The organism is Ruegeria sp. CDSC051, assembly GCF_059610665.1.
The window spans coordinates 128,196-141,875 of record NZ_JBXWOC010000005.1 but is presented as its reverse complement, the minus strand read 5'-3'; the positions used below and the strand labels follow the sequence as shown (position 1 = coordinate 141,875).

Annotated in this window: 10 protein-coding genes and 1 pseudogene; 3 read left to right on the top strand and 8 right to left on the bottom strand. The window is 56.9% G+C overall.

All coding sequences use genetic code 11. The features are described from left to right. The first annotated feature begins 30 nt into the window (after positions 1-30). Together recN and AC2FH0_RS13350 are read left to right on the top strand one after the other, a co-directional pair. Entirely contained in the window at positions 31-1,680 is a 1,650-nt protein-coding gene (gene recN / locus AC2FH0_RS13355) for a DNA repair protein RecN (RefSeq protein ID WP_496706531.1), read from the top strand. 81 nt (positions 1,681-1,761) lie between these two features. Continuing rightward, a complete protein-coding gene (locus AC2FH0_RS13350; protein WP_496789557.1) occupies positions 1,762-3,447 on the top strand; it encodes a chloride channel protein in 1,686 nt (561 codons plus the stop codon). Positions 3,448-3,971: 524 nt separating this feature from the next. On the opposite strand, the gene AC2FH0_RS13345 is transcribed toward AC2FH0_RS13350, so the two are convergent. From AC2FH0_RS13345 to AC2FH0_RS13310, 8 genes and pseudogenes are all read right to left on the bottom strand, one after another. After that, entirely contained in the window at positions 3,972-4,859 is an 888-nt protein-coding gene (locus tag AC2FH0_RS13345; protein WP_496690891.1) for a branched-chain amino acid ABC transporter permease, read from the bottom strand. A 3-nt stretch (positions 4,860-4,862) separates the two neighbouring features. Next, positions 4,863-5,576 carry an ABC transporter ATP-binding protein gene (locus tag AC2FH0_RS13340; RefSeq protein WP_496789556.1) on the bottom strand — a complete coding sequence of 238 codons (714 nt, stop codon included), beginning with the start codon at positions 5,574-5,576 and terminating at the stop codon, positions 4,863-4,865. 12 nt (positions 5,577-5,588) lie between these two features. After that, a complete protein-coding gene (locus AC2FH0_RS13335; protein ID WP_496789554.1) occupies positions 5,589-6,740 on the bottom strand; it encodes an ABC transporter substrate-binding protein in 1,152 nt (383 codons plus the stop codon). Then, positions 6,737-8,617 (bottom strand): branched-chain amino acid ABC transporter ATP-binding protein/permease, encoded by a 1,881-nt coding sequence (locus tag AC2FH0_RS13330; protein WP_496690889.1) that lies wholly within the window; start codon positions 8,615-8,617, stop codon positions 6,737-6,739. Before AC2FH0_RS13330 ends, AC2FH0_RS13335 begins: the two co-directional genes overlap by 4 nt. Continuing rightward, complete coding sequence (locus AC2FH0_RS13325) at positions 8,614-9,384, bottom strand: N-formylglutamate amidohydrolase (protein WP_496690888.1); 771 nt, start codon at positions 9,382-9,384, stop codon at positions 8,614-8,616. Before AC2FH0_RS13325 ends, AC2FH0_RS13330 begins: the two co-directional genes overlap by 4 nt. Continuing rightward, positions 9,381-10,150, bottom strand: a pseudogene (locus AC2FH0_RS13320) (Rossmann-fold NAD(P)-binding domain-containing protein). The gene AC2FH0_RS13325 and the pseudogene AC2FH0_RS13320 overlap by 4 nt, the downstream one beginning before the upstream one ends. Further along, positions 10,150-11,454, bottom strand: a complete 1,305-nt coding sequence (locus AC2FH0_RS13315) for a glutamine synthetase family protein (RefSeq protein WP_496789552.1) — start codon at positions 11,452-11,454, stop codon at positions 10,150-10,152. The pseudogene AC2FH0_RS13320 and the gene AC2FH0_RS13315 overlap by 1 nt, the downstream one beginning before the upstream one ends. Next, positions 11,451-12,299, bottom strand: coding sequence for a MurR/RpiR family transcriptional regulator (locus AC2FH0_RS13310; protein ID WP_271950266.1), 849 nt, complete (start codon positions 12,297-12,299; stop codon positions 11,451-11,453). Before AC2FH0_RS13310 ends, AC2FH0_RS13315 begins: the two co-directional genes overlap by 4 nt. Positions 12,300-12,444: 145 nt before the next feature. Here AC2FH0_RS13310 and AC2FH0_RS13305 point away from each other — a divergent pair, with 145 nt between their 5' ends. Then, complete coding sequence (locus AC2FH0_RS13305; RefSeq protein ID WP_496785555.1) at positions 12,445-13,086, top strand: cysteine hydrolase family protein; 642 nt, start codon at positions 12,445-12,447, stop codon at positions 13,084-13,086. Positions 13,087-13,680 lie beyond the last annotated feature (594 nt).

The following is a 13,680-nucleotide window of genomic DNA, read 5'->3' as shown; positions in this document are numbered from 1 at the left end:
ATGGCTAAAGGCGTGGGACGCTGAGACCCGATGCTGCGCGCCCTTGATATCCGCGATATGCTGATCATCGACCGGTTGGAACTGACGTTCCAGTCGGGATTGAACGCGTTGACCGGCGAGACCGGCGCGGGCAAGTCGATCCTACTGGATTCGCTTGGGTTCGTTCTGGGCTGGCGCGGGCGGGCAGAGCTGGTGCGTCAGGGGGCCGCTCAGGGCGAAGTTGTGGCCGAGTTCGAGCTGCACGAAAACCACCCCGCACATGCGATTTTGGCCGAAGCCGGATTGCCCGGAGGCGAAGAGCTGATCTTGCGCCGCGTGAACACAGCCGAGGGCCGGAAAACCGCATGGGTCAATGACCGGCGTTGCTCGGGCGAGGTGCTGCGGGCCTTGTCGGAAACCCTGGTGGAACTGCATGGCCAGCACGATGATCGCGGCCTGCTGAACCCACGTGGCCACCGCGCGATGCTGGATGATTTTGCCGAGGCAAGGGGGCAACTGGCCACTGTGCGCTCTGCATGGTCCGAGATGTCGCGTGCGCGCAAGCTTTTGTCTGAGGTCGAATCTGCCTTGGCTGCCATGCGGGCAGAGGAAGAATTTCTGCGCCATGCGGTCACTGAGCTTGATAAGCTTGATCCGCAGCCCGGCGAGGATGCCGAACTGGATGCAAGGCGCCGCATGATGCAGGGGGCAGAGCGGATTCGCGATGACGTCGCCCGTGCCTATGACTTGCTTGGCAGCGATGGGGCCGAGGGCGCGATGTCTGATGCTCTGCGCTGGTTGGAAGGCGTGTCCGATAATGCGGGCGGGCAGTTGGAAGAGCCTGTTGCCGCACTGGGGCGTGCACTGGTCGAATTGGGCGAGGCGCAAGATGGCGTTAATGCCAGTCTTCAGGCGCTGGACTTCAATCCGGTTGAACTGGAAGCAGTCGAGGAACGGCTTTTCGCCATTCGTGCGTTGGCCCGAAAGCATGACGTTGCCCCGGACGACTTGGGCGGGTTCGCGGACACCTTGCGTGAGCGGCTGAACCGTTTGGATGCTGGTGACGCTGATCTGGCCGACAGGCGCGTTGCGGTTGAAACCGCACAGGCCGCCTACAACAAAGCTGCCAAGGCGCTCAGCACCTTGCGTCAGCGGGCAGCGTCGAAACTCGACACCGCAGTGATGGCCGAGCTTGCACCGCTGAAAATGGAACGCGCTGTGTTCCAGACCGAGATCACCCCGTCCGATCCCGGCCCCGAAGGTGCGGATGCTGTGGCGTTCACCGTTGCCACCAACCCCGGTGCACCGTCTGGACCGTTAAACAAAATCGCCTCGGGCGGTGAACTGAGCCGCTTCTTGCTGGCGCTCAAGGTCTGTCTGACCGGCGATGACAGCGTGCGCACGATGATCTTTGATGAGATCGACAGGGGTGTTGGCGGCGCGACCGCGGACGCCGTCGGCAGGCGTCTGGCATCGCTGGCACAGGGCGGGCAGGTATTGGTCGTGACGCATTCCCCGCAGGTCGCCGCACGTGCCGCCTATCACTGGCGTGTTCAGAAACATGTGACCGATGGGCAAACTCTGTCGACCGTGGTGCCCTTGGCCCAGGCCGACCGGGTGGACGAGATCGCCAGGATGGTCGCCGGAGACACGATCACGGACGAAGCGCGCGCCGCTGCCCGTGCTCTTCTGGACGCATAGGCCCTCACAGACGCGCGATCCGGCTTTTATCCGTGCCCTCCGTGGCTTAGTAAGGGGTGTATCCTGATCCCCCGAGGGCAAATGACCCAGTCAACCCGCACCGTTCTGCGCAACCAGCTCAATCAGGCTCTGGCCGCGATAAAGGACGCGTGGCGGGTGATGCGCAGGCGTGGGCCCAGCCAAATCCAGTTCTGGTTCATCGCGCTGGCGATCGGGATTGCCGCAGGCTTTATGGCATTGGGATTTCGTAAGGCAATTCAGGCATTGCAGGCCTATGTTTACGACACCGGGGATATCTCGTTACTACACAGCCATGTGGAAAAGCTACCCTGGTTCCTGATCCTGATCACACCGATCATCGGCGGTCTTATCGTTGGCATCATCCTGCACCGGTATACCGATGACGGGCGCGTGCGTTCAGTTGCCGACGTAATCGAAGGCGCTGCCCTCACCGATGGTCGGGTCGAAGGCAAGGCGGGTATCGCGTCTTTTTTCTCCTCGCTGATTACGCTCAGCACAGGTGGGTCCACGGGTCGAGAAGGGCCGGTTGTGCATATGGCAGGCGTGATCTCGACCTGGGTCAGTAATCGTATCCATGCCGACGGAATTACCGGGCGTGATTTGCTGGGATGTGCGGTGGCGGCGGCAGTTTCGGCCAGTTTCAACTCACCCATTGCCGGTGCTTTGTTCGCACTTGAGGTGGTGTTGCGCCATTTCGCGGTGCATGCTTTTGCGCCCATCGTTATCGCTTCGGTCGCCGGGACGGTGATTAACCGGCTGGAATACGGCGACGTGACCGAATTCATTCTGGATACGCCCGGATCCCTGCAATTCTATGTCGAGCTGCCCGCGTTTCTGATCCTTGGGTTGATCTGCGGGTTGGTGGCCTTGCTTCTGATGCGGTCGATCTTCTTTGCAGAAGATATTGGCAATCACATTCAAAGCCGGCTGTCCTTGCCCGGATGGCTGCGTCCTGCTGTATCAGGCGCAATGTTGGGACTGATCGCGATCTGGTTTCCCCACATCATCGGCGTTGGATACGAAACCACGATCCGGGCTCTGGCCGGAGATTTGGTTCTGACAACCGCCATCCTGTTCGCAATCATCAAAACTGTGGCTGTTGCGATCACGATGGGGGGACGTATGGGTGGCGGTGTGTTTTCACCCTCGCTGATGATAGGCGCGTTGACCGGGTTGGCATTCGGGTTGATTGCAACGGGTTTACTGCCCGATGTATCGGGTACCCATACCCTCTACGCATTTGCCGGGATGGGCGCGGTGGCCGCTGCCGTGCTTGGTGCCCCGATTTCGACCACGATGATTGTCTTTGAACTGACCGGAGATTGGCAGATCGGTCTGGCGGTGATGGTGTCGGTTTCAATGTCCACGGCGCTGGCTTCGCGCCTCGTGGATCGATCCTTCTTCCTGACACAACTGGAACGGCGCAATGTGCATCTGGCCGCGGGGCCACAGGCCTATCTTCTGGCAATGTTGCGCGCAGGCGCAGTGATGCGACCGCTTGGCGATGCACGTTCAATCACCCGGGAAGAAGCACAGGTTTTGATTGATCAAGGTCTTTTTGTTCAAGCAAGCGCTACGCTTGAGGCGGCGATGCCGTTCTTCGACCGAGACGAAATCCTCTGCATACCGGTGGTTGTGAGCGGTGATGACGGAGCTGAGACCCCAGTCGGTACGCTCTACCATATTGATGCGCTAAAGGCCTATAACCGCGCGTTGGCAGCCACGGCTGCAGAAGAACATTCATAACAGGGGCCCCTGCAACATTGGTCCTTGTCAATCTTGTTCCTTGAAACAGGCGAGGTATTAACGCGATACGATCTTTGGATCTGCACTTGCCGGGCGTGGCCAGTCGAAATCCAGAGGCTCATGTGTTCGATCTGACAAGCTGTGCAGAACTGAGCTTTCTAGCTGAAAAACATTAGGCCTTGGAGCGCTGGTGAAGGACTAACTTTACCTCACTGACGCTCTGGAATTTGTGGAACGACGCGCAACTTTGAGCCGTCGACAGCTTCCCAGGATATTTTCGAGCCAGCGGGTCATGCAATATTGGCCGTAACATCGAGAAATTCTGATCTATTGCGGACTTTTGTCGGTATCTGGTCAAAGAACGGCAGTGTGGCACAGCCCAATTCCGCGGCGGCTGCGCCAATGTCTGATTTTGGAAGTTAGATTCAATTTCCGCAGAATCCGATTTGCACACTCTTTGTCTGTCATCGCGCTCTGAGGGCAACAATCCGAGCGAGTGATGAACTTTGCGCCAACACCGCTCCTTACGATCTGTTGGCATTCGCCGCTGGAAGGAGGCCATCCGGGCGTAACAGCAACAACAAGATGACTGAGGCCAGAACCATTGCATCCCGGTATGGGGCCAGACTGTCTGGCAGGAAAGCCTGTAGCAGAACCTCCAGCCCGCCGACGATGAACCCACCAAGGACAGCGCCGCCCAAGCTGCCCAAACCCCCAAGTACGGTCGCAATGAAGGCCTTGAGAACGGGGAAAAATCCCATCAGTGGATCCACTGACCCGCGTTGTGCCGTCCAGATGACAGCGGCAATACCCGCAAGTAGCCCTGACAGGGCAAAAGCCACAGCAACGACCCGGTTGGCCTTGATACCCAGCAGTTTGAGCATCTCGATATCTTCGGCAGCGGCGCGCATGGCCATGCCAATCGTTGTGCGCCGCAACACGAATGTCAGGCCTGCAAGGGCTGAAAATGTTACGATGATTGATACGGTCGGGATAATGCCAAATGTCGTCTGGCCGATATGATAGGTGCCAGACCATGACGCTGGAAAAGAGATCGGGACGGGTCTGGCGGAAATTCCGTTCTGGAACAGAACTTTGAGGATCTCGGATACCGCGAAAGATGTGATCAAAAGTGCAACGACATCCGCGCCGCGCATGGCGCGAAACGCTGTACGCTCCATTGCCATGGCCATGAACACAGAAGCGCCAAGCCCGACAACAAGAGCGGCGATCGGCGGCAGGCCAAAGCTCATGGCCAGAAAGATGCCATAGCCCCCGAACGTCATGATTTCGCCATGCGCGAAATTGATCAATCGCACAATAGAGAACACAATCGCCAGCCCCAGGGCCAGCATCGCATAAATTCCCCCAAGGCTAAGCGCGTTGATCATTTGTTGAAGAAGAACATCCATCGCTCAAGCCGCCAGATATGCGGATTGCAAGACCGCGTCATTTGCTAGTTCCGACGGTGCACCGGCAGCGGCAACAGCGCCATTCGCCAGCACGACAGCATGATCGGCAATGTCCAGGGCAAGAGCCGCGTTTTGCTCGACCAGAAGCACTGAAATACCGTCGGCTTTCAATTCTTCTACGATGTCGAAAATCTGATCCACGACCTGCGGCGCAAGGCCAAGCGACGGTTCGTCCAGCAACAGCAAGCGCGGTCCGCTCATCAAGGCACGTCCCACCGCCAGCATCTGTTGTTCGCCCCCCGACAAAAGCCCCGCCATCTGACGGCGGCGTTCGCCCAGGATCGGGAAACGCTCTTTCATCTCGGCCAAACGTTTGGCGCTGAGCGTCTCGTCGCCCAGAATTGATCCGGCCAGCACAAGATTTTCTTCGACCGTCAGCTGCGCAAACACGCGGCGTCCTTCCGGTGAGATGGCCACACCCGCCCGCACAATGGCGTCGGGTGCGGCCCCTGTCATATCCTTGCCAAAAAGGGAAACAGCGCCCGATACCACGGGCAATGCACCTGCGATCGCCATGACCGTCGTTGTCTTGCCTGCGCCATTGGCCCCTAAAAGCGCCGTTATGCCGCCTTTGGGGACGATCAGGTCAATGCCCTGAACCGCGCGGATTGGGCCATAGCGGACGTGCAAGCCTTGGATATCGAGTGCTGTTTCCATTGGGTTCAGACCTTACGGCTGTGGCAGGATTGCGGGATCAGCTGAGGTGCGCAGGACAAACTCTTTTTCGCCTGCATCGGTAATCCGTGCGACCACAACATCACGCAGAGGCATCCGGTCGGTCCCCGCGAAAGTGAAGTTGGACATGATACCCTCACCATTCTCAATGCCGGCCATTGCGGCAGTCACGGCAGCAGGGTCTGTCGTGCCAGCCGCTGCGACGGCATCCTCGATCATATGCGCAATATCGCAGCCATTGACGTAGTAATTGTTGTCAGGCGTGATCCCCTTTGCAGTAGAGAACCGCGCGATGAAATCGGCATAGGCAGAGCCTTCGTCTGGGAAGCCACCAGATGTATGCGTTACGCCTGTGACGACATCACCAAGGCCGCGTACGGTTGGTGAATCGAGTACGTCACCTCCCATCACCTGGGTATCAACCCCGGCACCCCGCAGCGCACGGATGAAGGCCGGGAAATCAGGCTCCCACGCCCATGTGACGATCACGTCCGGGGTGGTATCCGCATTCTTGATGGTCGTCACGATGGCAGAAAAGTCCGGCTGGTTCAGCGAATAGTTGCTTTCCCCGACAACGGCACCACCAAGCGATGTGAAGGCCTCGCCAAAGTACTCGGGCCCACCCAATGTGTAGGCACTGTCTGGGGATTTCACGAGCCAGACACGTTCGAACCCTTGCTCGCGTGCGTGGCCTGCCAGTACGGCGGCCTGTTGGTTGTCCGCGGGGTAACTGCCAAAGACATGTTCACCGACTTGCGTCAGAACCGGGGCTGTTCCGGCAAAGGTCATTGTTGGGATGCTGTCAGCCGCTGTGATCTGGGCCGCGGCGATTGTCGGATCGGCATCGGCTGACGCCACGATGAACTGCGCGCCGTCATCGATCATTTCCTGTACAACTTTAACGCCTTCGGCGATGTCAGACCGGGTGTCGCGCACAATCAACTCAACCGGTGTTGTGCCGTTCAGGCCCCCCTTGGCGTTCATTTCGTCAATGCAGAACTGGAACCCGGCATAGGCGGGTCCGTCATAGGGGGCCAGATAGCCCGATTGCGCGGACATTACGCCGATTTTATAACTCTCAGCCATCGCTGTTCCAGCCAGGCCGGTGATAACTGCTGTTGAAAGAAGAAGGGCATTACGTATCATTTTATTGCTACCTCTGTTGGTTGACTTCGGTTGGTTTCGCTAATTTCTGCTTTTTGGGCTGTGCGCCCTTTGCCGATGTAAGCCTCGATGACTTTGGGATTTGCGCGCACGTCTTCAGGCGTGCCTTGCGCGATGACGCCACCTTGGTGCATCACCACGATCCAGTCCGACAGGCGGTTCACGAACCTCAGGTCATGATCGATCAGAAGGACACCGAGGCCGCGTGTTTTGCCGACCTTAATCAGCCGATCAGCCAGGTCATCTGTTTCGCCGGGATTCATGCCAGCGGCCGGTTCATCCAGTAAAAGAATCTTCGGGTCTTGTGCCAAAGCGCGGGCGATTTCCAGGCGCTTGCGGGCACCATATGGCAGGCTGTCGGCGCGATACCCGGCGACTTCCTCAAGATCAAAGGCATCTAGTTCACGCAGGGTGATAGCCGCGGCAGTCTTGCGGTCGTGACCTGCGGCCAAAGCGGCAACAAGAACATTTTCATAGGCTGTCAGACCGCTGAACAGGCGCAAGTTCTGGAAGCTACGCGAGACACCAAAGCCTGGCACTTTGTGATGCGAGACACGGGTCAGATCAACCTCGCCCATATGCGCAGAACCGGTGTCCGCCTGATAGGCGCGTGTCAGCAAGTTAACAAGCGTGGACTTGCCAGCACCGTTGGGGCCAATCAGGCCAGTGATGCGCCCAGTCGGAGCTTCGAAACTGACGTCTCTTACGGCTTTGACGCCTGCGAAACTTTTTGACAGGTTTGATGCTTTCAGCGTGGCTGGGACGACGGGCTCGGGCGTGCGCGCAGGAGTTACTCGGGACTTCAGGCGCCCGAGCAGATTTGCATCGGAGCCAGGGCCAAGTTCAAAGCCTCCGACCAGACCCTGAGGTCGCGCCCAGATCACCAGCAGGATGGCAAGCCCCAGGACAATCGTCGTCAGGCCAAAGACCTCGGGCAAGGTGACGCCAAGCACAGTTGAGCCGCCTTCGAACTGGCGCACAGTGTCCTGCAGCAGCGTCACCGCGATCACCCCGACCACTGCGCCGCCAACCGATGACATTCCGCCGACAATCATCATGACCACCTGCGCAAAGACGAGCCCAAGGTAGAAGGATGCGGGTGAAAATGCCCCTAGCATATGCCCGTAAAGTGCACCTGCGACTGTCGCCATGGTACCAGAGGCACACCAAGCGATGAATCTTGTGCGTCGGGCATTGATGCCAAGTGCTGTTGCGGCATCCTCATCGTCACGGGCCGCGCGGGAAAACAGGCCCAAACGGCTTTCGCGATACCAACGGGCCAGCAGGATTGCGACCGTGGCCGCGCCGAGGGCCAGAACCAGATCTGTCACCCTTGGCACACCGTAAAACGTCTGGCTGCCGCGTGTGATTTCGCGTGCGGCGATGGCCACGCCATGGGCGATGATCAGCAGGCCAAGCGTGGCAATCGTGGCAGACGCACCCACAAGCCGAGCGATGGCGCTTCCGGTTAAAGCTGCAAAGGCAAGTCCCGCAAGGGCGACCACCGGCAGCGACACCCAGATCGTTACTTCATGGCCTGCCAGAAATGACGGTAGATCCGGTAGGGCAGAACGTTGAAGAGCAGCAGGCATGGTGAGAATGCCTGACAGATAAGCGCCTAGCGCCAAAAACGCGCCATGCCCGAAAGACACAATGCCCGTGTTGCCGCAATAAATCGCAAGGGCCACTACGGCGACCACATTGACACACATCTGTACAGCAATCCGCTCGCCAGTGCGTCCAAAAATCAACGTCAGCCCAAGCACCACAGCCAGCAGCACAGCAACCGCCGCCGCCGTCCGGAGCAAGTTGGACGCCCGCAAGCGTCCGGGATGTGTATGAAGGGGGGCGATGCTCATGAGGGAATGTCCCCTACTGCTGTAAGGATTGCGTCTGCCAGCAGATCCGCCCACAGCCCGACTTGCGATTGTTCGCGGATTTGATCGTTTCGAATTTCAATCAGGCAATGCACAAGCTCACGGGGTTCTGCATGCGCTGGAATAAACCAATCGCCCTCAGTTTCGATCTGATAGGGCTTGTTCAACGCAAAGGTCATGTCAGGGCGGCGCTGCGCGATATGTGCCATCAATGCTTTGGCAGCACCGCCTGTACCGCGGCTTAAAAAGCCTGCCTGCCAAGGCCGGTCCTTCCCATCGAGATGCGGTGTAAAGGAATGGATCGAAAACGCGGCACGACGCGGACGGTTGGCAAAGAGCCGATTCAACTCTGCATCCATAGGTCGGAAGATTTCATCGACACGCATGGCCCGGCTCAATTCGGTGATCGCGCTGTTCCCCGGCACCTCAACCTGGTCGCTGATCGCAGGGACCGCCAAGGGGCTGTCAGGGGGACGGTTACAGTCAAATACCAGCCGTGAGTAATTTTGGACGACGAGAGGCGCGTTCAACTGTTCAGCCAACTGGCGCGCTACATTCTGAGCACCAATGTCCCAGCCGCGGTGGCTTTCAATGACGTCGCGGTGGACGCCCAAATCTCCAAGCATCTCGGGGACCGCATTGCCTGCATGCTCACACAGCAGCACGATCTCCGACGTGCTATCCGCATTAACGACGTCAATCGGCGCAGGATCGTTCGGCCCCAATAAGGTATGAGTACACAAATTCATGCAGCTTGGACCGCACGGTGTGTGTATCGTCTTATCATACCGAGCAGATCCTTGGGATCGTGCGGGTCGGCAATCAGATCCAGCATTTTGCTTGGGGCGCCGTCAGTCGCTTTTTGATGCAGCCAGCGTGTGGCCGAGAAATCCTCGACCACAAAGCCAACACCATCAAAAACCGTGATCTGATCTTCGGAGGTTCGTCCCTTTTTAGAACCGGTTAGAACCTGCCACAGTTCGTTGACCGCGTGATCCGGGTCGAGTTGCTGGATATCGCCCTCGATGCGCGCCTGTTTTGCGTACTCTACAGAAATGTCATTGCGCATCAGAATATCCTGTAGCCGATACTCGCAGCGGTTTTAGCTGATTTGGGGGCCAGTATACGCGTCACCATCGCCGATGTTGCCACCGTGCGAAGCGCCGTCAGAAGGGTCATTTCAGAAATGAGTCGTCGATAGCCGGTATTAACAGAGTCCAGCACACCAACGGCGGTTAGGGTTTGCAGGCCGACCTTGGTGTTCGATGGGTGCCCGTTCACGGATTTGAAGGTGTGATCCACACCATCAGAGGTTGGCATCAGTTCAATCACACCGACCTTAGAATGGGACGCAACGCGCGGTGTTTTGTCAAATACCGGCCAGCGTTTGAAATCGGCTTCGATCATATTGGCCAATTCCGCAAGGCAGTCCCGTAGGCCATGCTTGTGGACCAGGTCCCGCATGTTTTCGACGCTGACAAATGGAACTAATGCTCTGTCAGAGGGCGCACTCATCAGTATGTTCCTTCATACGCGGCGCATTTCTGTGCTGTGTCCATGTCTTTTACCGCGTCGATTTCTGCAGCCTTATGGGCGGCGTAGACGCTCGCGAAATCTGGTCCGAACCAACTGGTGACGGTCGTATCCGCCTGAAACGCCTCAAGGGCGGCCTCAAGCGTTTCGGGCAGGCGCACAAAACCACGCGCCGTGAGATCATCCGCTGACAGAAGCGACAGGTCTTCCTCGGTCGGCGCAGGCGCTTTCAGCCCATCTTCGATCCCCTGAACACCAGCATGTACAACAGCGGCCAAAGCCAGGTAGGGCGACGCCGCTGCATCCGCCGCGCGGTATTCAATGTTGAATTGTCTGGCGATTGAAGCGGGGTCCTTTGCCGTCACAGGGCAGACCCTTAACGAGGCCTCGCGGTCTCGGAACCCGAGATTGTTATACGCAGCCGACCACCGGTGCGGAGTAAGGCGTTCGTATGACACGACAGACGGTGCTGTCAGCGCTAAAATGTTAGGTAGGTATTTTAGCACGCCAGCAGCGAACCCATCAGTAAGTCTGGACATCCCGCAGGGGCCGCTTGCATCAAATGTGACCGGCTCACCGGCATCGTCGACAAAGCTCATGTGGATATGAACGCCATTGCCGACGCTCGCCACATCGCGGATTGGCGTAAAGGTTGCGGCCTCACCCAGGTGACGCGCTGCCGAGCGAGTAAGCTCGCGCAGGATTACTGCCTCATCTGCCGAGCGCACACCTTTGGCAGGGCCGATAACGACCTCGTATTGATTGGGGCCGAATTCCTTCATGATACTGTCTGGCTCGAGCCCGTTTTCGGCTAGTGTCGCCATCAGCACTTCGCAAAGCTTCCGCTGAATCTCGAACCCTTCGCGTCCGTATCCCTGGTTTTCCACCGCCGGTGGGCTTTTCAGTTGAAACTCGTGCTCGAACGCCGAGATCAGATGAACGCCTGCTACATCATGCAGGCGCTTCAGCGCGGATTTGAGGATAGCGCGCGTACAAAAGGCCCAAGGATCCCCGTCAAGCGTGACGACATCGCCCATCAGGAAATGCTCGGTCACATCTCCAAATGTCGCCCGGGCCTCTGCGTTTGCATCGGGAATCAAAAGCAAATCACCTAGCGCGCCGAACGGGCTGTCAGCGATTATGTCGAAACAGGTGATCTGCACATTGGTAGGGGTCCAGCCGACCCCCCGCACCAGCCGTTTTTCCAACTGATCAGCGGGAAAGGCTTTGCCGCGCACCTTTCCGGCAACATCGGATATGGCAGCAAAAATTAGCGGCAGGGTCATTTTTCATTTTCCTCTTGAGTAAAGCGCAAAGCATCCCAGGCCTTGATGCGGTCTCGGGTCTGTTCCCAGTTGTCCTCGGCAATCCGCGTCACGATGGCCTCGGTCACCGAGAGAGCCGCCGAGTAAGTATCCCACAAGGTGCCGCTATCAATTGGCACCGGCATGACCTCATGGGCGTGTTTGGCAATCGGTGAAATCCATTTGTCCGTCATCAGGATCACACGGGCATTCCGATCGCGTGAGGCAACAAGCGACAGCTGCTCCAGCGCCGGTTGGTAGCGGCGAAAATCAACAGCATAAAGGATATCCCCGGGCCGCATCCGCAACAGATATTCTGGCCAGCCTTCAGGCGTATCAGGCAGATGAAACACATCCTTGCGGATCTGACGCAGGTGGAACGAAAGATGCTTGGCGATCGTATCGCTGATCCGGCCACCCAGCACGTAAACGCTGCGTTTCGGGTCGGTCAGAAGGGTGCAGATCTGGTTAAACTGATCTTCGGTGATAGCATCAGCCGCCATGGCCATCTGGCTGGCCGATTTGGAAATAAAGTCCTTCAGATATCCCCCATGAACGGGCCGTTCCGCCTGGTGGAGTTGAACAGGCGAGCGGTGCCCTTCTTTCAATTCCGCGATAAGATCACGTTGGAAATCCTGATATCCATCAAGTCCAATCTTGGTAACAAACCGTGAGATTGAAGGCGGTGACACCTCGGCGTGTTTTGCCAGCTCCTGGATCGAGGAAAGGCCAGCAAATGGGTAATCCGACAGGATAGCTGCAGCAAGTTTGCGCTCTCCGCTGGTTAGCATATCGGCTGCGTTTTCGATGCGGTCTCTGATCAACATGCGCTATATGGTGGTGGAAAAATATTTTCTGTCAATCTAAATTGAATTGACTTTGGAATTTTATTTTCTTTTAGTATGGACGTCATGATCCCCCTCATTCATAAAATTAGACCTCTTGGGCATACATTTGAAAGCAGAGACAGACATGGAATTGACCCGCGATCTTCCACTAGAACATGACCAATCGGGATTGCTGTTTATTGACGTGCAGAACTTTGCAGCCCACAGGGATGGTGCCGAATTCGAAGGGCTGACAAATGCCGAGTTTGACGCAAAGTTTGGCTGGTTTTTTGAGCAGCTGAAATCCCGTATCGTACCTAATATGCAAGCCTTGCAAAAGGGATTTCGCGCGGCGGGAATCGAGGTTCTTTACACAACGATTGAAAGTCTGACCAAAGACGGGCGCGACAGATCTCTGGATTACAAAATCACGGGCTTCAACGTGCCCAAAGGATCCTGGGACGGCAAGGTGATCGACGAACTGGCACCAGCCGATGATGAGATCGTGTTTCCAAAATCTTCGTCCTCAGTCTTTGTCTCGACCCACATAGATTACGTGCTGCGCAATCTCGGCATAAAGCAATTGGTGCTGGCAGGGATCGTGACCGATCAATGCGTCGAAAGCGCAATTCGCGATGCCTGTGATCTGGGCTATCTGGTCACCCAAGTGACGGATGCCTGCATGACCTACACGCAAGAGCGTCACGACAATTCCCTGCAAACGATCAAAGGCTACTGCCGTCAGGTGACGACAACCGAACTGCTTGACGAAATCGGTCGTGGCTAGGTCGGTGAGGCGCCCAGCCGATCCGTTTGACGGCGCGTCTCAGGCGTTACCCACACCCGTTTTCTCGCCAAATTCCGATTTTTCCCTGCGCGTCAGTCCAACCTGTCATCATCCAAAAAATCGCTCAGAAATATTTGGCGAGGCACACTCAAAACAGCATGTGAGATCAGAGACAAACCCACACTTTTCGGTAAAACGTCCAAGCATTATCTGCCCTCACCACATGTTTTCCTTGATGCAGCGAATGTCAGTTTCAGAGTGACATAGTAAAAAGGCTACATAAGTGGTCACGGATTTGCCGATACACAAAGCAAATGCCAGCTTGAAACCAATTTTTTGATCGGTATCGGGGCCTTGGGAACAGCGGTAAGGCCACGAGCGTTGTAATTGCGTCTCCAAGTGGTTATATAGGAACCACTAAAGTTCTGGTTTTCTGCAGCCCAGGCGTATCGCCTGCTAGAGTGAACTAAGTTCTTCCATCATGAAAATTCAGCTGTCACGTCCTCTACTTGGATATGATGTTTGGGAAAGTTGCCGATGTTATCGCGCACGACCACATCGCTTGTGACGTTAGTTGATCCGTTTGTGGTGATC